The 19,411-nt window shown below is 63.5% G+C and carries 18 protein-coding genes; 10 read left to right on the top strand and 8 right to left on the bottom strand.

All coding sequences use genetic code 11. From position 1 onward, the window contains the following. The first annotated feature begins 1 nt into the window (after position 1). The 6 genes from NKI49_RS15050 (at position 2) to NKI49_RS15075 (ending at position 6,687) form a co-directional block, all read left to right on the top strand. A complete protein-coding gene (locus NKI49_RS15050; RefSeq protein ID WP_352602353.1) occupies positions 2-1,417 on the top strand; it encodes an aminotransferase-like domain-containing protein in 1,416 nt (471 codons plus the stop codon). 163 nt (positions 1,418-1,580) lie between these two features. After that, positions 1,581-3,812, top strand: a complete 2,232-nt coding sequence (purL, locus tag NKI49_RS15055; RefSeq protein WP_352602355.1) for a phosphoribosylformylglycinamidine synthase subunit PurL — start codon at positions 1,581-1,583, stop codon at positions 3,810-3,812. A 70-nt stretch (positions 3,813-3,882) separates the two neighbouring features. Further along, the gene (locus tag NKI49_RS15060; RefSeq protein WP_352602357.1) at positions 3,883-4,416 is read left to right on the top strand and encodes a hypothetical protein; all 534 of its coding nucleotides are present in this window, start codon (positions 3,883-3,885) and stop codon (positions 4,414-4,416) included. A gap of 121 nt (positions 4,417-4,537) precedes the next feature. Next, positions 4,538-4,771 carry a BolA/IbaG family iron-sulfur metabolism protein gene (locus tag NKI49_RS15065; RefSeq protein ID WP_010909092.1) on the top strand — a complete coding sequence of 78 codons (234 nt, stop codon included), beginning with the start codon at positions 4,538-4,540 and terminating at the stop codon, positions 4,769-4,771. A gap of 186 nt (positions 4,772-4,957) precedes the next feature. After that, complete coding sequence (gene grxD, locus NKI49_RS15070; protein ID WP_010909091.1) at positions 4,958-5,293, top strand: Grx4 family monothiol glutaredoxin; 336 nt, start codon at positions 4,958-4,960, stop codon at positions 5,291-5,293. Positions 5,294-5,433: 140 nt separating this feature from the next. Beyond that, entirely contained in the window at positions 5,434-6,687 is a 1,254-nt protein-coding gene (locus NKI49_RS15075) for a multidrug effflux MFS transporter (RefSeq protein WP_352695669.1), read from the top strand. A 5-nt stretch (positions 6,688-6,692) separates the two neighbouring features. Here the strand turns inward: NKI49_RS15075 and NKI49_RS15080 are convergent, their stop codons facing one another. From NKI49_RS15080 to rpsD, 3 genes are all read right to left on the bottom strand, one after another. Next, positions 6,693-7,520, bottom strand: a complete 828-nt coding sequence (locus tag NKI49_RS15080) for an inositol monophosphatase family protein (protein WP_352602362.1) — start codon at positions 7,518-7,520, stop codon at positions 6,693-6,695. After that, positions 7,510-8,403: a tRNA 2-thiocytidine(32) synthetase TtcA gene (ttcA, locus tag NKI49_RS15085; protein ID WP_352602364.1), complete on the bottom strand. Its 894-nt coding sequence runs from the start codon at positions 8,401-8,403 to the stop codon at positions 7,510-7,512. Before ttcA ends, NKI49_RS15080 begins: the two co-directional genes overlap by 11 nt. 129 nt (positions 8,404-8,532) lie before the next feature. Then, entirely contained in the window at positions 8,533-9,150 is a 618-nt protein-coding gene (gene rpsD, locus NKI49_RS15090; RefSeq protein WP_013895883.1) for a 30S ribosomal protein S4, read from the bottom strand. Positions 9,151-9,526: 376 nt separating this feature from the next. Here rpsD and NKI49_RS15095 point away from each other — a divergent pair, with 376 nt between their 5' ends. Then, positions 9,527-9,724: a hypothetical protein gene (locus NKI49_RS15095; protein ID WP_027042433.1), complete on the top strand. Its 198-nt coding sequence runs from the start codon at positions 9,527-9,529 to the stop codon at positions 9,722-9,724. A 112-nt stretch (positions 9,725-9,836) separates the two neighbouring features. On the opposite strand, the gene NKI49_RS15100 is transcribed toward NKI49_RS15095, so the two are convergent. From NKI49_RS15100 to NKI49_RS15110, 3 genes are read right to left on the bottom strand one after another with little or no spacing between them, the layout of a single operon-like run. Further along, on the bottom strand, positions 9,837-10,025 hold the full coding sequence (locus tag NKI49_RS15100) for a DUF3008 family protein (RefSeq protein WP_352602367.1): 189 nt from the start codon (positions 10,023-10,025) through the stop codon (positions 9,837-9,839). A 59-nt stretch (positions 10,026-10,084) separates the two neighbouring features. After that, on the bottom strand, positions 10,085-10,873 hold the full coding sequence (murI, locus tag NKI49_RS15105) for a glutamate racemase (protein ID WP_352602369.1): 789 nt from the start codon (positions 10,871-10,873) through the stop codon (positions 10,085-10,087). Next, the gene (locus NKI49_RS15110) at positions 10,866-11,786 is read right to left on the bottom strand and encodes an RNA methyltransferase (protein WP_352602371.1); all 921 of its coding nucleotides are present in this window, start codon (positions 11,784-11,786) and stop codon (positions 10,866-10,868) included. Before NKI49_RS15110 ends, murI begins: the two co-directional genes overlap by 8 nt. Positions 11,787-12,000: 214 nt before the next feature. On the opposite strand from NKI49_RS15110, the gene NKI49_RS15115 reads away from it, so the two are divergent. Together NKI49_RS15115 and NKI49_RS15120 are read left to right on the top strand one after the other, a co-directional pair. Then, positions 12,001-13,212: an NADP-dependent isocitrate dehydrogenase gene (locus NKI49_RS15115; protein WP_352602373.1), complete on the top strand. Its 1,212-nt coding sequence runs from the start codon at positions 12,001-12,003 to the stop codon at positions 13,210-13,212. 21 nt (positions 13,213-13,233) lie between these two features. Further along, positions 13,234-13,860 (top strand): glutathione S-transferase family protein, encoded by a 627-nt coding sequence (locus NKI49_RS15120; protein WP_352602375.1) that lies wholly within the window; start codon positions 13,234-13,236, stop codon positions 13,858-13,860. Between the two features lie 241 nt (positions 13,861-14,101). Here NKI49_RS15120 and alaS read toward each other — a convergent pair whose 3' ends face one another. Both alaS and recA read right to left on the bottom strand, forming a co-directional pair. Further along, on the bottom strand, positions 14,102-16,768 hold the full coding sequence (alaS, locus tag NKI49_RS15125) for an alanine--tRNA ligase (protein ID WP_352602377.1): 2,667 nt from the start codon (positions 16,766-16,768) through the stop codon (positions 14,102-14,104). Between the two features lie 263 nt (positions 16,769-17,031). Continuing rightward, complete coding sequence (recA, locus tag NKI49_RS15130; protein WP_027028105.1) at positions 17,032-18,129, bottom strand: recombinase RecA; 1,098 nt, start codon at positions 18,127-18,129, stop codon at positions 17,032-17,034. Between the two features lie 279 nt (positions 18,130-18,408). Here recA and NKI49_RS15135 point away from each other — a divergent pair, with 279 nt between their 5' ends. Next, the gene (locus tag NKI49_RS15135) at positions 18,409-19,353 is read left to right on the top strand and encodes a carbohydrate kinase family protein (RefSeq protein WP_352602380.1); all 945 of its coding nucleotides are present in this window, start codon (positions 18,409-18,411) and stop codon (positions 19,351-19,353) included. Positions 19,354-19,411: the final 58 nt, after the last annotated feature.

A 19,411-nucleotide genomic window follows, 5' to 3' on the forward strand; every position in this document is an offset into this window, starting at 1 on the left:
CATGACAAATTGGATTCCAAACCTCACGGGCTCCGGGCCGCTGTACCAACGCCTGGCGGATGCAATCGAGACGGACATCGATCGGGGAACGATCGAGGCCGGAGCAAAGCTGCCGCCGCAGCGCGACCTCGCCTACGACATCGGCGCCACGGTCGGCACGATTGGCCGGGCCTATCAATTGCTGCGTGAACGCGGGCTGGTGAGCGGCGAAGTCGGGCGCGGCACCTATGTGCTCGGCCAGCGTGCCGACGGCGCGAAAGCGGATTTCCTGGTTCCGGAGGTTGCCGGCGAAGGCACGCGTTTCATCGATGCGCCGCGCGGCAAGCTGCGTTTCGACAGCACGGCAGCGCCCGATATCGGCCAGGGCGCTGATATCGCCGAGGTCTTGTCGCGCACGGCGCGGGATCACCCGCATGAGATTTCAAGCTACACGCGGGATTTTCCGGACCGCTGGTATGAAGCCGGCGCCCGCTGGCTGTCGCGAAATTCCTTCCGCCCAACCGCGGACATGATCGTTCCGACGCTCGGTACCCATGCCGCGGTCATGGCGGTGATCGCGGCATTGACCACGCCCGGCGATTATGTCGTCTTCGAGCACCTCACCTATTCGCAGATTTCCCGCAGCGCCGGACTGATCGGCCGGCGGACGGCCTTGGTGGCGTCGGACGACCAAGGCATCGATCCCGCCGATTTCGAGCGCGTCTGTGCGCAAAAGCATCCCAGGATGATGTTTCTGATACCGACGGCGCAGAACCCGACCCTGGTGACCTTGTCGGCGACGCGACGTGAGGCAATTGCGCGCGTCGCGCGCGAATACAACGTCATTGTCATCGAGGACGATCTCTATGGCGACTTGACCGATGACCCGACGCCACTGCTTGCCGAATATGCCCCGGAGAGAACGATTGTCGCCGGCGGCCTGTCGAAGTCGGTCGCAGCGGGCGTGCGCGGCGGCTGGCTCTCCTGCCCGCCTGCCTATCGTCATCGCATCCGGGTCGCCCACAAGATGATGACCGGCGGCATGCCCTTCCTGCTGGCGGAAGTGAATGCGCGGCTGGTGCTTTCCGGCCAGGCCAGCGACATCCGCAAACGCAGCATAGCCGAAATCAATGCCCGTACCGCGATCGTGCGCGATACCTTGGCCGGCTTTGAGTTCCGGTCGCACGATAACGTGCCCTTTGTCTGGCTGACCCTGCCTGATCCCTGGCTTTCCGGCACCTTCAAGAATGCCTGCCTCGGGCACGGCGTGCTGATCGACGACGAGGACGAGTTCAAGGCGGGCCGCTCCGAGCAGGTCTTCCACGGTGTTCGCTTCGGCGTTTCGCAGCCAAGTCAGCGCAAGGACGTTGCCGAGGGCGTCGCGGTCATCCGGCGGCTTCTCGATGAGGGCCGCGCCGGCTACGACAGCTTCTCCTGAGCCCCAGGTCCCTCGCTCGCGCAGGTAAGCCAGCCGCTCCGGATTGCCTTGTGGTTTTGTCCGGTTTTCACGCGTTTTTCGGTAATCCATGGGTGTATTGGCCTGTCGGCTTGCGATAAGACGGGACTCAAAATCCCAATGCACCCGGATAAAATCGCCACCCATGACAATTTCCAATTCCGTGCCGATCACCCCCGAGCTCATTGCCTCACACGGGCTGAAGCCCGACGAGTATCAGCGCATTCTCGATCTCGTCGGACGTGAGCCGAGCTTTACCGAACTCGGCATCTTCTCGGCGATGTGGAACGAGCACTGCTCCTACAAATCCTCGAAGAAATGGCTGCGCACGCTGCCGACCACCGGCCCCCAGGTCATCCAGGGTCCGGGCGAGAATGCCGGCGTGGTCGACATCGGTGACGGCGACTGCGTCGTCTTCAAGATGGAGAGCCATAACCACCCCTCCTTCATCGAGCCCTACCAGGGTGCCGCGACCGGCGTCGGGGGCATTTTGCGCGATGTCTTCACCATGGGCGCGCGGCCGATCGCGGCGATGAACGCGCTGCGCTTCGGCGCGCCGGACCATCCCAAGACCAGGCATCTCGTCGCTGGCGTGGTTTCCGGCGTGGGCGGCTATGGCAATTCCTTCGGCGTGCCGACGGTCGGCGGCGAGGTCAATTTCGACGCCCGCTATAACGGCAACATTCTGGTCAACGCCTTTGCGGCGGGCCTTGCCAGGACCGACGCGATCTTCCTGTCGGAAGCCAAGGGCGTCGGCCTGCCCGTCGTCTATCTCGGCGCAAAGACCGGCCGCGACGGTGTCGGCGGCGCCACCATGGCGTCGGCCGAATTCGACGACAAGATCGACGAAAAGCGCCCGACCGTGCAGGTCGGCGACCCCTTCACCGAAAAGTGCCTGCTCGAGGCCTGCCTCGAACTGATGGCCTCGGGCGCGGTCATCGCCATCCAGGACATGGGGGCGGCCGGCCTCACCTGCTCGGCTGTCGAAATGGGAGCCAAGGGCGACCTTGGCATCGAGCTCGATCTCGACAAGGTGCCGGTGCGCGAAGAGCGCATGAGCGCCTACGAGATGATGCTGTCGGAAAGCCAGGAGCGCATGCTGATGGTGCTGCGCCCCGAAAAAGAAAAAGAAGCCGAGGCGATCTTCCACAAATGGGGCCTCGACTTCGCCATCGTCGGCAAGACCACCGACGATCTGCGCTTCCGCGTGCTGCATCAGGGCGACGAGGTCGCCGATCTGCCGATCAAGGATCTCGGCGACAAGGCTCCGGAATACGATCGCCCCTGGGTCGAGCCGAAGAAACCGGCACCGCTTGCCGCCAACGACGTTCCGCAGGCCGACATCGCCGAGGCGCTGTTGAAGCTGCTCGGCGGACCCGATCTCTCCTCGCGCCGCTGGGTGTGGGAGCAATACGACACGCTCATCCAGGGCAATTCGCTGCAACTTCCAGGCGGCGATGCCGGCGTGGTGCGTGTCGACGGCCATCCCACCAAGGCGCTCGCCTTCTCCTCCGACGTGACGCCGCGCTACTGCGAGGCCGATCCCTACGAGGGCGGCAAGCAAGCGGTGGCCGAATGCTGGCGCAACCTGACCGCCACCGGCGCGCTGCCGCTCGCCGCCACCGACAATCTCAATTTCGGCAATCCGGAACGGCCCGAGATCATGGGCCAGCTGGTCGGCGCGGTGAAAGGCATTGGCGACGCCTGCCGCGCGCTCGGTTTCCCGATCGTCTCCGGCAATGTCTCGCTCTACAACGAAACCAACGGCCAGGGCATCCTGCCGACACCGACCATCGGCGGCGTCGGCCTGATCGCCGATTGGTCGAAGATGGTACGCGCCGGCTTCGCGGCGGAGGGCCAGATGATCCTGCTGGTCGGCGCGCCCGCTTCGTGGGGAACGCATCTCGGCCAGTCGGTATATATGCGCGATATTCACGGACGCACCGACGGCCCGCCGCCGCCGGTCGACCTCGAGCATGAAAAGCGCGTCGGCGACCATGTGCGCGCCCTGATCGCCTCCGGGATCGTCACGGCGGCGCATGATGTTTCCGACGGCGGCATCGCCGTGGCGCTGGCTGAAATGGCGATGGCGGCGGGCATCGGTGCGACCGTTCCCGGCCTTGTCGGCACCGATCCGATTCCGGTCTGGTTCGGCGAGGATCAGGGCCGCTATCTGCTGACGCTGTCGATCGACCCGCATGGTGATGAATGGGACGCCATCCGCAAGCAGCAAAATGAAGCCGGCATTTTCGCGCCATGGATCGGCTCCACCGGCGGCAACACGTTGAAGCTTGGCGAAGCACGGGCAATCCCGGTCAGCGACTTGACCGCCGCGCACGAAGGCTGGTTCCCCCGCTTCATGGACCAGGCCATTTGACCAGAGCATGATCCCGAAAAGTGGGAACCGTTTTTCTCGGACAAACGGAAAACCGTTTTGTCCAGAGATCATGCTCAATCACAGGAAACTGGCCGCCCGGGCGCTGCTCGCAGTCGTCTTCTGGCCGTCGCTGTTCTTCTTCTGGTTTCTCGGGCCGTTCGTTCTCTTCCTGCTGTCGACGACCTCGAGCGAGGTTTGCCCGCGGTTGGCAACGCGCGCGGAATTTCTTGACGCGGCCAACGGCACTATTCCGATGCTCCTCGCCCAGAACCTCATCTATGCCGTTCCGATCGTCTGCCTGGTGCTATGGGGTCGGATTTCGCCGGAGCCGGCGCGGGCAAGGCATATCGTCACCTGCATCAAGCTTTTCATCGCCGCGGCGGCCATAGGGGCGCTTTGGGAATACGGCTCTTCGCTTGCCTGCGATGGTTATGGCCAGCCCTTCTTCTCGCCTGCCTGGCGGATGACCGGCTATCTCCCGATTGCCAGCCTGGCGGTCAACATTCCGCTCTATGTGCTGGTCTTCAGCCTCGGCCGCGCCTTCTCGACGCGCGAGGATGACCCGACGGACGGCGCGGTTCATCCGGGCGAGACGATCTCGTAAAGCTCAATCACCCGACGCTGGACGGAACCGCTTCAATCCAGCCCAGAAAGGCTTTAGGCTTGACCCCGACTCTCATCGCACGGGCAGCCTCGTAGCGCCCGCCCGAAACAGGAATTCTGCCATGGCAATGGACGCCCACGACATCGAAAAACTTATCAAGGACGGCATTCCGGACGCAAAGGTGACGATCCGCGACCTTGCCGGCGACGGCGACCACTATGCGGCCGAGGTGGTGGCCGAGAGCTTTCGCGGCAAGAGCCGCGTCCAGCAGCACCAGATGGTTTATGACGCGCTGAAGGGTAACATGGGCGGCGTGCTTCATGCGCTGGCCCTGCAGACCAGCGTTCCCGACTAAGGCATTTCCGGCCCACCAAAAGGACCGCTCGCGAGCTACGGCGTCAAAAGCCGCTTGGCCCAAAACGACCCATCCTTTGCGCCATTTCGGTCCTGGCACGGCTAACGTCTTGTTTCGGGCAACCTATGGGTTTATTTGAGGGTTAATGTTTCGAGCCTGACTCCCACAGGCGGGAAAGGATATTCAATGAGCGGCATCAACGACTACATCGACAATGAAGTGAAGGGCAACGACGTCGTCCTTTTCATGAAGGGCACGCCCGGTTTCCCGCAATGCGGATTTTCCGGCCAAGTCGTCCAGATCCTGGATTATATCGGCGCCGACTACAAAGGCGTGAACGTTCTGGACTCGGCCGAACTGCGCCAGGGCATCAAGGACTATTCCAACTGGCCGACCATCCCGCAGCTCTACGTCAAGGGCGAGTTCGTCGGCGGCTGCGACATCGTGCGCGAAATGTTCCAGGCCGGCGAGTTGCAGACGTTCCTGGTCGAAAAAGGCGTGAGCGTCAAAGGCGCCGCCTGATTTCGGTCTGGGCATGTCGATGTCGACATGCCCAGGTGATCCGGGGCACCTCGGCAATTTTATGTCCCTGATGTCGGGGACCAGGACGAGCCAATGCGCCGGCCCGCCGGCGCGTTTTCGTTTGAGAGATCGGATTTGCCGTGGACCAGCAAACATCGGCGCCGCAATCGGCAAGCAAACTGCCTATTCCGCGCTGGGAATTCATTGCGTTGTGCGCTGCGCTGATGGCGCTGAACTCGTTGGCCATCGATATCATGCTGCCGGCGCTGCAGCAGATCGGCGCCTCGCTCGGCGTCGAGAATGAAAACCACCGGCAATATGTGATCACCGCCTACATTCTGGGGTTTGGCGGCGGGCAACTGTTCTTCGGGCCGATCTCGGATCGTTTCGGACGCCGCGCGCCGCTGGTCGCCGGCCTGATCATCTATGTGGCGGCGGCCGCCGCGGCCGCGATCGCGCCGAGCTTTGAGACACTTCTGCTATGCCGGGCCGTGCAGGGCATCGGTGCCGCCGCCACGCGCGTCATCGCCGTCTCGATCGTGCGCGATACGTTCGACGGCCGGCGCATGGCCGAGGTGATGTCGCTGATCTTCATGGTGTTCATGGCCATCCCGGTCGTGGCGCCGGGGATCGGCCAGTTCATCATGCTGTTCGCGACCTGGCATCTGATCTTCGTCACCATGGCCGTCGGCGCGCTGATCGTCTCGGCGTGGTCGCTGCTGCGCCTGCCCGAGACACTGCATCCGGAGTACCGCCGGCCACTGACGGTTTCATCCATCGTCGGTGGATTCCGCATCGTGCTCACCAACCGGATCGCGCTCTGCTATGCCTTCGCCAGCACCTTCATCTTCGGCGCCATGTTCGGCTTCATCGCCTCGGCGCAGCAGATCTACGTCAACATCTTCGATGTCGGCGAGATGTTCCCGGTCATCTTCGCTGGCGTCGCCGGCGTGCTCGCCTTCTCCAATTATCTGAACTCGCGCCTTGTCGGACGCATCGGCATGCGCCGCCTGTCGCAAAGCGCGCTGCTGCTGTTTTTGACCATCAGCCTCGCCTGGCTGGTCGTGTCGCTGGAAATGAAGATGCCGCTCTGGCTGTTCATCACCTTCTTTGCCTGCGCCATGCTCCCGTTCGGCGCGCTCGGCGCCAATTTCAACGCGCTCGCCATGGAGCCGCTCGGCCAGCTGGCCGGCACGGCGTCATCCATCCTTGGCTTCATGCAGACTTTCCTCGGCGGCATCCTGGGCACGCTGATCGGCCAGGCCTTCAACGGCACGGTGACGCCGCTCGCCGCCGGCTTCTGCAGCGTCTCGGTGGCAGCGCTGCTGATGATCCTGCTGGCCGAGCGCGGCAAGCTGTTCCAGCCGCAGAACCCGCCGGTCAAGGCTCTGTAGTTTTCTTATTTCGCCCAGAGTTCGCGGCGCAGCTCCTGCCAGCTTTCCTTGTCGGGCGCGACAAGCAGGCCCCCGCCGAGATGCGACGGCAGATAGGCGCTGCCGTCGGAGCGCGCGGCATGGCCGCCGGCTTCGGCGTGGATCAGCACACCGGCCAGGTGATCCCACGGCATCAGCTTGTTGTAGACGACGAAATGGGCATGACCGCTGGCCAGCAGGCGGTATTCATGCGCCGCGCAGCGATAGGCGAATTGCGACAGCATCTTCGTCTGGTTGCGCGCCAGCCGCGACCGCTCCGGCTCCAACATGTATTGCCAGGAGACGGAACCGGTCATTTGCGAAATCGGCCCCGGTGCCGCGACACGCACCTTTTCCAGGTCGCCGTGCGCATGCCTGATGTGGCTGCCGGCGCCCTTGGCGCCGATCAGCCAATCCTTGCCGACGGGATCGTGGATGATGCCGGCAACGGTCTCCCCCTTGGCCACCACCGCCAGCATGACGCCGAACAGCGGCACGCCGGACGCGAAGTTGAAGGTACCATCCACCGGATCGATGACGAAGGCCAGGTCGGCATCGCCCAGGCCATTCAACAACGCCGGATCGTCGGAACAGGCTTCCTCGCCGACGACCATTGCCGTGGGGTAGCGTTCGCGCAACCTGGCAGTGATCAGCCGCTCGGCGTTGACGTCGGCCTCGGTCACCAGGTCGGCGGCCGAGGTCTTCTGGCGGATGTCGCCGTCGCCCAGCCGACGGAAGCGCGGCATGATTTCGGCTTCGGCTGCTTCGGCCAAGATGCTGGCCAGCCAGCCGATCGCGGTGTCGTCAAACGTCATCGGAAATGTCTTGCCTGCTGGAGGGCGTTTCGTCGAGGCCGGCGAAATCGAATAGTTTCCTGTCGAGCAGATGCGACGGCCTGGTGTTGGACAGCGCACGAAGCATCGTGTCCTTGCGGCCGGGCATGCGCTTTTCGATGTCGTCGAGCATCGCCTTCATGGCGTTGCGCTGGAGGCCTTCTTGGCTGCCGCAGAGATCGCAAGGAATGATCGGAAATCGCATCGCGGCGGCGAATTTCTCCAGGTCGATCTCGGCGCAATAGCTCAGCGGGCGCAGCACCATGACGTCGCCTTCGTCGTTGAGCAGTTTTGGCGGCATGGCGGCGAGGCGGCCGCCATTAAACAGGTTCATGAAGAAGGTTTCGAGAATGTCCTCGCGGTGGTGGCCGAGCACCAGCGCCGAGCAGCCCTCCTCGCGCGCGATGCGGTAGAGATGGCCTCGCCTGAGCCGCGAGCACAGCGAACAATAGGTGCTGCCTTGCGGCAGCTTGTCGGTGACGACGGAATAAGTGTCCTGGTATTCGATGCGGTGAGGAATGGCGTAACTGTCGAGGTAGTCGGGCAGGATGTGTTTTGGAAAATTCGGCTGGCCCTGGTCAAGGTTGCAGGCCAGCAGCTCGACCGGCAGCAGGCCGCGCCATTTCAAATCCAGCAGCATGGCAAGCAGGCCGTAGGAATCCTTGCCGCCGGAAAGGGCCACCAGCCAGCGCTGGCCCGGTTTGGCCATCGAGAAGTCCTCGATCGCCTGTCGGGTCAGCCGCAGCAGCCGCTTGCGCAGTTTGTTGAACTCGACCGAGGACGGCACGTCGGCGAACAGCGGATGAAAACCGCCTTCGCCGTCGGCGACCGGTTCAAGCAATTGAGCGTCTGGCAGCATGTTCATGGCGTCAGTTCCAAATCCTGGAGCAACGGACGTTCTGCATTTCGTTGCGCCCGGGATTAGCGGACATGACCGACAAAGAAAAGGCCGCCTCGAGGGCGGCCTTTGGATGGCATCGCAAAATGCGTTCGATCAGCGCGAATAGAATTCGACGACCAGGTTCGGTTCCATCTGGACGGCGAACGGAACGTCCGCCAGGCCGGGGATGCGCGAGAAGGTCGCGACCATCTTGTTGTGATCGGCTTCGATGTAGTCCGGAACGTCGCGTTCGGCGAGGCCGACCGATTCCAGGACGATCACCAGCTGCTTCGACTTTTCGCGCACTTCGACGACGTCGCCCGGCTTGCAGCGGTACGAGCCGATGTTGACGCGCTTGCCGTTGACGTTGACGTGGCCGTGGTTGACGAACTGACGGGCGGCAAAAATGGTCGGCACGAACTTGGCGCGGTAGACGACCGCGTCCAGACGCGACTCGAGCAGGCCGATCAGGTTCTCGGAGGTGTCGCCCTTGCGGCGGTCGGCCTCTTCATAGACCTTGCGGAACTGCTTTTCCGAAACGTCGCCATAGTGACCCTTCAGCTTCTGCTTGGCGCGCAGCTGCAGGCCGAAATCGGAAAGCTTGCCCTTGCGGCGCTGGCCGTGCTGGCCGGGGCCGTATTCGCGCTTGTTGACCGGGGACTTCGGGCGGCCCCAGATATTTTCGCCAAGACGGCGGTCGATCTTGTACTTCGCGGATTCGCGCTTGCTCATCGCATTCCCTTTCAAAACAACATAACCCGGAACCTCATGGTCCGGGTGAAGGAAACGCGCCCTCCTCTGGCCTCCGTTTTCGAGACCTGACAGGGTTTTCCCACGCAACGCGGCGGAAAACCCACGGGACACGTCAGTTCAAACAGGATCAGAAACGACTGGGTGACCGATCCTGCGTATACAAAACAAACACCGGACATCGCTGCCCGGCGTTGGCGGCTGGTTAAACCGAGTTTTAACCGGTGTCAAGCTTGCGGCTGGATTTGGATATGGCGACGATATAGCGTTTGCCTTGTCCGATACAGTGCCGGATGTGGCGGGAGGTCGTTGCGCCAGCGGCACCAGGAAGGGCTGGAGCTAGAGGAGCGCAATTCTTATGAAGAAATTCTTCCTTACCCTGGCAGGCGCCGCGGTGCTTGCCGGTTCGATGGCGGTGGCGCCGGAACCGGCGATGGCGCGCCATTGGCACGGACACAAACAGGTCTGCCGCATCATCGTGAAGAAGAGAGTGGTGTGGCGGCATGGTCACCGCAGGGTGATCGTGGAGAGGATACGGCGCTGCCACCGCTGGTGATATAGGCGAAAACAAGTGCTTGAATGCGAAAGCCCGCGGTTCCGCCGCGGGCTTTCATCCGTTTGGAGCAAGTTTTTCGGGCACGGCGGCAAGAATCTTTCGACCAGCGAAATCAGTCTTTCGACTTCTTCTCCGGCAGCCCCTTTCGCTTGGTCTCGGCGAATTCCTCGAGCTGCTTTTCGCTCATCGATTCGTACATTCCCCTGGACGCGCCTTTGAGTTCGCGCTTTTTCGTCTCGCCGCGCTTGGCGGAGAGCGCTGCGCCGGCGGCTTTCTGCTGGGCTTTCGAAGTGGCTGGCATGGCTGGTTCTCCCTTCGCGACAGGAGACCAACGCAGTCCTTCTCCCTATGTTCCTGATATCAGCCGATCGTCAGCCCAAAACCCTGCATCAGCCGGCTCACGGCGAAATCCGCCTTGCCGGACGTGAAGACGGCGATATCGGGCGCGTTTTGCGGCAGCGCGCCGTCAATGGGCGGCAGCAGCGACAGGGCTCGCCGGGCAATCGCCTCCGCCGGATCGATCCAGTCGACCGGCCAGGGCGCGGTCTTGCGCATGCGATTGACCAGAAAGGGATAGTGCGTGCAGGCGAGCACGACGATATCGGTCCGCATGCCGTCACGCTCGATGAAGCACGGCGCGATTTCGGCCCGCACGGCCTCCTCGTCGACGAAGCCCTGGCGCATGTAGGCTTCGGCAAGCCCCGCCAGATTGTTGCTGCCGACCAGGCGGACATGGCATTTCTGCGCCCACTTGCTGATCAGGTCGCGCGTGTATTGCCGTTTCACCGTGCCCGGCGTCGCCAGCACCGAGACCAGTCCGGAGCGCGTGCGCTCCGCCGCCGGCTTGACCGCCGGCACGGTGCCGACAAAGGGGTGGCCGGGAAAAGTGTCCCGCAGCGCATCGATCACCAGCGTCGAGGCGGTGTTGCAGGCAATGACCGAAATGGCCGGCGTAAACCTCTCGAGCAACCTGGCGAACAGCTTGAGTATATGGGTCCGCAACGCCGGCTCTTCCCAGGCGCCAAAAGGGAAAGCCGCATCGTCCGCGACATAGATGAAGCGCCGGTCCGGCATCAGCACGCGCGCCTCGCGCAACACGGTCAGCCCGCCGACCCCGGAATCGAACATCAGGATCGGCCGCTCAGTCATTGTCGGTTCCCCTGCCGCCCAGCGGTGGCGTGTCGTTGTCGTCGCCATCGGCGGGGGGCGCCGGGCGATCGACTTCCGCCTTGCGGGCGCGAGCGGCCGCCGCAGGCAGCCGCCTCGGATCATCGCCTGGAGAGCCGTCCCCGCGCGGCATCGCCGGCGAGAACCTATCGAGCGAGGAAATGATGCCGCGCAGCACCTTCAGTTCAGGCTCGGCGAAGCCGGCCCGCGTCAGCACGGCGCGCAGATTGTCGACCATCTTCGGCTTCTTCGGCGCGGGGCGGAAATAACCGCGCGCTTCCAATGCGCCTTCGAGATAGGCGAACAGGCCGTGCAGTTCTTCCTTGCTCGCCGGCTTCATGTCCGGACCGGCAAAGTTGGTTCTGGTCTCGTCTTCCAGGCCGGACTTCATCCACTCGTAGGACATCAGCAGAGCGGCCTGGGCGATGTTGAGCGAGGAGAAATCGGGATCGACGGGAAAGGTGACGATCTCGTCGGCAAGGCCAACCTCGTCATTATAAAGCCCGAAGCGCTCGCGGCCGAACAGGATGCCGGTGCGCTGCCCCATTTCGTGACGGGCCCGGAGCACCCTGCCCGCTTCGACCGGGCCGCGCACGGATTTGAAGCCGTCGCGCTGCCTGGCCGTGGTGGCGAAAACGAAGTTCAGATCGGCAAGTGCCGAGGCCAGATCGTCGAAAACCGTGACGGCATCGATGACGTGGTCGGCGCGGCTCGCCGCGGCGCGCGCCTTCTCACTCGGCCAGCCGTCGCGCGGATTGACCAGGCGCAGCTCTGACAGGCCAAAATTGGCCATGGCGCGCGCGACCATGCCGATGTTCTCGCCAAGCTGCGGTTCGACCAGGATGATCGCCGGGCCGGCGGCGGACGTGATATCTGGATCTTTGGTGACGGGCATGATTTGTCAATGAACTGCTGTTTGCGGCATTTCAGCGTCCCCTGCCATATTCGGCCGCGAAAATGAAGCATTCGCAAACGATGGCGACTATGACCTCGCATTCGGGCCGATCGCCGTTTGCGCGGCCAAAAACGCTTTGATATACGGGCGCATCCCCGGCCGAACGCCACGCGGGCAAGGCCGTCCCCATTCCCAGCAACGAGGCATTCTTTCCATGGCGAAGATCAAGGTGGCGAACCCGGTCGTCGAACTCGACGGCGACGAGATGACCCGCATCATCTGGCAGTTCATCAAGGACAAGCTGATCCACCCTTATCTCGACCTCAAGCTCGAATATTACGACCTCGGCATCGAGCATCGTGACGCCACCAACGACCAGGTGACCGTCGATTCGGCGAACGCCATCAAGAAATACGGCGTCGGCGTGAAATGCGCCACGATCACGCCCGACGAGCAGCGCGTCGAGGAATTCAAGCTGAAGAAGATGTGGAAGTCGCCGAACGGCACCATCCGCAACATTCTTGGCGGCACGATTTTCCGCGAGCCTATCATCATGAAGAACGTGCCGCGCCTTGTGCCCGGCTGGACCAAGCCGATCATCGTCGGCCGCCACGCCTATGGCGACCAGTACCGCGCCACCGATTTCCGCTTCCCCGGCAAGGGCAAGCTGACGATCAAGTTCGTCGGCGAGGACGGCAAGGTGATCGAGCACGACGTGTTCGACGCGCCCGGCGCCGGTGTGGCCATGGCCATGTACAATCTCGACGAATCGATCCGCGAGTTCGCCCGCGCCTCGCTGAACTACGGCCTGCTGCGCAACTATCCGGTCTACCTGTCGACCAAGAACACCATCCTGAAAGCCTATGACGGCCGCTTCAAGGACATTTTCCAGGAAGTCTACGAGGCTGAATTCGAGGCCGAGTTCAAGGCGAAGAAGCTGTGGTACGAGCACCGCCTGATCGACGACATGGTGGCCTCCAGCCTGAAATGGTCGGGCGGCTATGTCTGGGCCTGCAAGAACTATGACGGCGACGTGCAGTCCGACACGGTGGCGCAAGGGTTCGGCTCGCTCGGCCTGATGACCTCGGTGCTGATGACTCCGGACGGCAAGACGGTGGAAGCCGAAGCCGCGCACGGCACCGTCACCCGCCATTACCGCCAGCACCAGAAGGGCGAGGAAACCTCGACCAATTCGATCGCCTCGATCTTCGCCTGGACGCGCGGCCTCGCCCACCGCGCCAAGCTCGACGACAATGCCGAGCTGAAGCGCTTCGCCGAGACGCTGGAAAGGGTCTGCATCCAGACGGTCGAGTCCGGTTTCATGACCAAGGACCTGTCGCTGCTGATCGGCCCCGACCAGCCTTGGCTTTCGACCGCCGGCTTCCTCGACAAGATCGACGAGAATTTGCAGAAGGCGATGGCGTAACCCGCCTCGTCCGGGAGCACCATGGGCAAGCCGGTCGTCTACGGAGCGGATTACAGCGTCTATGTCCGCATCGTGCGGCTGGCGCTCGAGGAGAAGGGCATCGATTACGAGCTTGTGCCGGTCGATGTCTTTGCCGCCGAGGGCATTCCCGCCTGGTATCTTGAGCACCACCCATTCGGCCGCATACCAGCTTTTGAACATGACGGTTTTCGCCTCTTCGAGACCAATGCGATCACTCGCTATGCCGATGAAGCGTTTGACGGGCCGGCGCTGCAACCGAAGGAGCCGCGCAGCCGTTCGCGGATGAACCAAATCATCGGCCTGCTCGATGCCTATGCCTACAGGTCGATGGTCTGGGATGTCGCCGTCGAGCAGTTGGAGAAGGCGGCGCCGGACGAGACGCTGATCGCGAACGGGCTTTCGCAGGCGCGCAAGGCGCTCCAGGCGCTGTCCTCGCTAAAAGCGCCGGGGCCATGGTTGCTGGGCGACCAGCTGACGCTGGCCGATCTGCACGCGGCGCCGATCATCGGCTATTTCCTCAAGGTCGCGGACGGGCGGGAATTGCTGGCCGAATTTTCTGAGATCCAGGACTGGTGGCACCGCATCGCCGCGCGCGCCAGCTTCGAGAGGACGGAGCAGATCGGCTGACGGCGATTAGCTCGGTGGGCAGGCAATCGCTTCGGGCTTGAATTCGAGGCGTTGGCGCTGCCCCTCATCTGGCTGCCGCCATCTTCTCCCCGTATAGTGACGGGGAGAAGGACGCTTTCGTCGATGATTTCGCCAATCGCCAGCGTCGCGGCATCTCCCTTCTCCCCGTCACTATACGGGGAGAAGTACCCGGCAGGGCGATGAGGGGCAGCGCCGACCTGGAATTGATGGTCTCCAGCGATCACGCCGCCTCGAGTGCCGCCCTCACCGCCGCGATCGCATCATCGGCCCTGGATGCATCGGGGCCGCCGGCCTGGGCCATGTCGGGGCGGCCGCCGCCGCCTTGCCCGCCAAGGGCGGCCGAGGCGACACGCACCAGGTCGACGGCGCTGAAGCGGCTGGTCAGGTCGTCCGTCACGCCCACGACGACACTTGCCTTGTTGTCCTCGCCGGCGCCGACGAAAACGACGATGCCGGAACCGAGCGACTTCTTGCCGGCATCGGCCAAGGGCTTCAGGTCCTTCGGCGAGACGCCGGAAACCGCCTTGCCGAGGAAACCGACGCCGGCAATGGTTTCGTTTTCGGCGGGCGCACCGGCTGGCGAGCGGTCGCCCAGCGCCAGTTTCTTGCGCGCCTCGGTCAGTTCCTTCTCGAGCTTCTTGCGCTCGTCGAGCAGCGCCTCGACGCGCGCCTGCACGTCGGCCGGCGAAATCTTGAGCGTCGCCGCGACCGATTTCAGACGCCGGTCCTGTTCGTCGAGATGCCGGCGCGCGGCCTCGCCGGTCAACGCCTCGATGCGGCGCACGCCGGCGGCAACCGCGCTGTCCGACACCACGCGCACAAGGCCGATATCGCCCGTCGCCCTGACATGCGTGCCGCCGCACAGCTCGACCGAATAAGGCCGGTTGGCCTTGGCGCCATGCAGGCCCGTGCCCATCGAAACAACCCGCACTTCGTCGCCATATTTCTCGCCGAACAGCGCCATGGCGCCCTCGGCAATGGCGTCGTCGACCGACATCAGGCGCGTGGTCACCGGGCCGTTCTGGACGACGATCTCGTTGGCCATGCGCTCGACCTCTTCGAGGTCCTCCGGCGAGATCGGCTTGTTGTGCGAAATGTCGAAGCGCAGGCGCTCCGGCGCGACCAGCGACCCCTTCTGCGCGACGTGGGTGCCCAGCACCTCGCGCAACGCCTCGTGGATCAGATGCGTGGCGGAATGGTTAGCGCGCAGCCTGGAGCGCCTGAGATGGTCGACCTTCAGCTCGACGGCAGCACCGGTCCTGGCCGTGCCGCTCGCCACCTTGCCCAAATGCACGAACAGGCCGTCGGCCTTCTTCTGCGTATCGGTCACCTCGATCGAGAACCCTTCGCCCGAAATGACGCCGGTGTCGCCCATCTGGCCGCCGGACTCGCCGTAGAACGGCGTCTGGTTGACGACGATCGCAACCGCTTCGCCCTCGCCGGCGCTGTCGACGGTCTTGCCGTCTCTTACCATCGCCTGGATGAGGCCTTCCGCCTGCTCGGTCTCGTAGCCGAGGAACTCGGTAGCGCCCGCCTTCTCGCGGACCGCGAACCACACCGTCTCGGTGGCCGCATCGCCGGAACCCGCCCAATGGGCGCGCGCCTCGGCCCTCTGCCGCTCCATCGCATTGGTGAAGCCGGCAAGATCGACAGAGATGCTGCGCTGGCGCAGAGCATCCTGCGTCAGGTCGAGCGGGAAGCCGTAAGTGTCGTAAAGCTTGAAGGCCGTTTCGCCATCCAGCATGTCGCCGGCATGCATTTTTTCGGTAGCCTCCGAAAGCAGGCCCAGGCCGCGCACCAGCGTCTTGCGGAAACGGGTTTCCTCGAGCTTCAGCGTCTCGGTGATCAACTGTTCGCCGCGCACCAGTTCAGGATAGGCCTGGCCCATTTCGCGCACCAGCGCCGGCACCAGGCGCCACATCAGCGGATCGCGGGAACCCAGCAACTGCGCATGACGCATGGCGCGGCGCATGATGCGGCGCAGCACGTAGCCACGGCCTTCATTCGACGGCAGCACGCCGTCGGCGACCAGGAAGGAGGACGAGCGCAGGTGATCCGCGATGACGCGGAAGGATCCTACCGTCTCCGCGTCCGGAGCACGCCCGATCGCGGAGGATGCGGCGTCGATCAGGTGGCGGAACAGGTCGGTCTCGAAGACGCTTTCCACGCCTTGCAGAATCGACGCCATGCGCTCCAGGCCCATGCCGGTGTCGATGGACGGCCGCGGCAGGTCGACGCGTTCGTCCTTCGTCACCTGCTCATACTGCATGAACACCAGATTCCAGAATTCGAGGAACCGGTCGCCGTCTTCCTCGGGGCTGCCCGGAGGGCCGCCCCAGATGTGTTCGCCCCGGTCGATGAATATCTCGGAGCACGGCCCGCAAGGGCCGGTGTCGCCCATGGCCCAGAAATTGTCCGATGTGGGAATGCGGATGATGCGGTCGTCGGAGAGGCCGGCGATCTTCTTCCAGAACCCGGCTGCCTCGTCGTCCGTATGATAGACGGTGACCAGCAGCTTGTCCTTGTTCAGCCCGAACTCCCTGGTGATCAGGTTCCAGGCAAGTTCGATGGCGCGCTCCTTGAAGTAGTCGCCAAAGGAGAAATTGCCGAGCATCTCGAAGAAGGTCAGATGGCGCGCGGTGTAGCCGACATTGTCGAGATCGTTGTGCTTGCCGCCGGCGCGAACGCTCTTCTGGGCGGTGGTGGCGCGCGAATAGGGCCGCTTCTCCAATCCGGTAAAGACGTTCTTGAACTGCACCATGCCGGCATTGGTGAACATCAGCGTCGGATCGTTGCGCGGCACCAGCGGGCTCGACGCCACGATTTCGTGACCCTCCTTGCGGAAATAGTCGAGAAATGTCGACCGGATCTCGTTCACGCCACTCATGAAATGCTGCCTTTTCGAGAGAACCGCCGGGGCGGAAAATGGACATGGCCTTTTAGCGGTCGCACCGCACCCTGTCCAGAAACACGGAATGGGCCAATTGGCGGCTTCCGCCAGCAGTTGGAACCGCCTCTACCCCGCCAAAACGCAAACCGCCGGCACGAAGCCGGCGGTTTGAAACACAACAACACAGAACTCAATTACATAAGCCCGAGATAATAGAGCAGGATTATGGCCGAACTCCGGCGGGTACCCTGCCCGGGCCGTTACATGGCGCCGGCTTCATCCTCGAACCCATCGTCGCCACCTTCGGAACCGCCATTCTCGAGGAATTTCTCGGCGATCAGCCCGGCATTCTGCCTGAGCGCAAGTTCGATCTCGCGGGCGGTATCGGGATTGTCGCGCAGGAACAGTTTGGCATTCTCGCGGCCTTGGCCCAGACGCTGCGAATTGTAGGAAAACCAGGCGCCTGATTTCTCGACCACGCCGGCCTTGACGCCGAGGTCGACCAGTTCGCCGGTCTTGGACACGCCCTCGCCATACATGATGTCGAACTCGACCACCTTGAAGGGCGGCGCCAGCTTGTTCTTGACCACCTTGACGCGGGTCTGGTTGCCGACGACCTCGTCGCGATCCTTGACCGAGCCGATACGGCGGATGTCGAGACGGACAGAAGCATAGAATTTCAGCGCGTTGCCGCCGGTGGTGGTTTCGGGCGATCCGAACATGACGCCGATCTTCATGCGGATCTGGTTGATGAAGATGACCATGGTGTTGGAGCGCGAGATCGAGGCGGTCAGCTTGCGCAGCGCCTGGCTCATCAGGCGGGCCTGCAGGCCCGGCAGAGAATCGCCCATCTCGCCTTCGATTTCAGCGCGCGGCGTCAGCGCCGCGACCGAATCGACCACCAGCACGTCGATGGCGCCGGAGCGCACCAGCGTGTCGCAGATCTCCAGCGCCTGCTCACCGGTGTCGGGCTGCGAGATCAGGAGGTTTTCCAGATCGACGCCGAGCTTGCGGGCATAGACCGGATCGAGCGCGTGCTCGGCATCGACGAAGGCGCAGATGCCGCCCTTCTTCTGGGCTTCCGCCACCGTGTGCAAGGCAAGCGTCGTCTTGCCCGAGCTTTCCGGCCCGTAGATCTCGATGATGCGGCCGCGCGGCAGACCGCCGACGCCAAGCGCGATGTCGAGGCCAAGCGAACCGGTCGGCACCGTTTCGATCTCGACGACCTGCTCGTTCGCGCCGAGCCGCATGATCGAGCCCTTGCCGAAAGCCCGCTCGATTTGCGACAGCGCCGCATCCAGAGCCTTTGATTTGTCCACTGCCTTATCCTCTACAAGCCGCAAAGTATTCTGAGCCATGATACATCACCCCTTGGTCGTCAATGAAGGCCGGACAATCCGTTATCCCTATCTGTTTGTACCTTTTTTGTTCTCATTTGTCAAGATGCACCAACTTATTGAAAAACAACCAACATCCTGATTTGTTCTTTTTTTGTCTCGCGATTTCGCCCCGGGACACCCCTGAATCCGCCAAACTCGGTTGCCGTGCAGGCCTCGCGAATCGCCGCCCTTGGCTGCGAAGCTCCGCCGCACGGCATGGCGCTTGTGCGTGACGGCCAACAAAGGTCATATCGGCACATGGTGAAATCTCCAAGAATCCTGGCGGTCGGCGGCGCCCATATCGACCGGCGCGGCCAGGTGTCCGGACCCTACGTGCCGGCCGCCTCCAACCCGGGCACGATGCGCGAGGATGTCGGCGGCGGCGTCTTCAATGCGCTGCGCAGCACGGTGCGGCGCGGCGTCTCGGCCTCGCTGCTGTCGGTGCGCGGCGGCGATGCAGCCGCCGATACGGTTTCGCGAGCCATCGCCGAAGCAGGCATTGCCGATTTGTCGGCTGTGTTCCTCGATCGCACGACGCCGAGCTATACGGCTCTGATCGACCGCGAGGGCGAATTGCTCGTCGGCTTTGCCGACATGGCGCTCTATGAGCTGGCGTTTCCCAAGCAGATCCGCCGGTCCAGGGTGCGGGAGGAGATCGCCGCCGCCGATGCCATCCTGTGCGACGCCAACCTGCCATCGGCGGCCCTGGAGCGGCTGGTATCGCTTGCCGCCGGCAAGCCCGTGTTCGCCATCGCCATTTCACCGGCCAAGATCGTGCGCTTGAAACCCGTCCTCGGCGATCTGGCCCTGGCCTTCATGAACAGGCGCGAAGCGGTCGCACTTGCCGGGCTTGACGATGCGGCCTCCCGGCAAGACATCGTCGACGGGCTGAGAAGCGCCGGCCTCGTCAGCGCGGTGGTCACGGCGGGAGGCGGCCCGGTGCTGGGCTTCGATCGCGACGGCACCTTTGCCGTCATTCCGCCCCCTCCAAGAAAGGTGGCCGACGTCACCGGCGCCGGCGATGCGCTGGCGGGCGCGACAGTCGCCGCCTTGCTGCGCGGGATGGCCTTGCGTGCGGCGCTGCGGGAAGGCGTCGCCGCCGCGACGCTTGCCGTCGAAAATGCCAATGCAGTGCCGGATTTCACCGCGGCGGCGTTCACCGAAGCGCTGGCTCTTGTGCCCGATGCGCAGGAAGTGGCATGAGACCGGCCAGTTCATAGTGCCCGGTGCCGCTGAAGCGTCCAAAAGGATGCGCCGCACA

This window comes from Mesorhizobium sp. M0587, assembly GCF_040320945.1.
Lineage (GTDB): Bacteria > Pseudomonadota > Alphaproteobacteria > Rhizobiales > Rhizobiaceae > Mesorhizobium.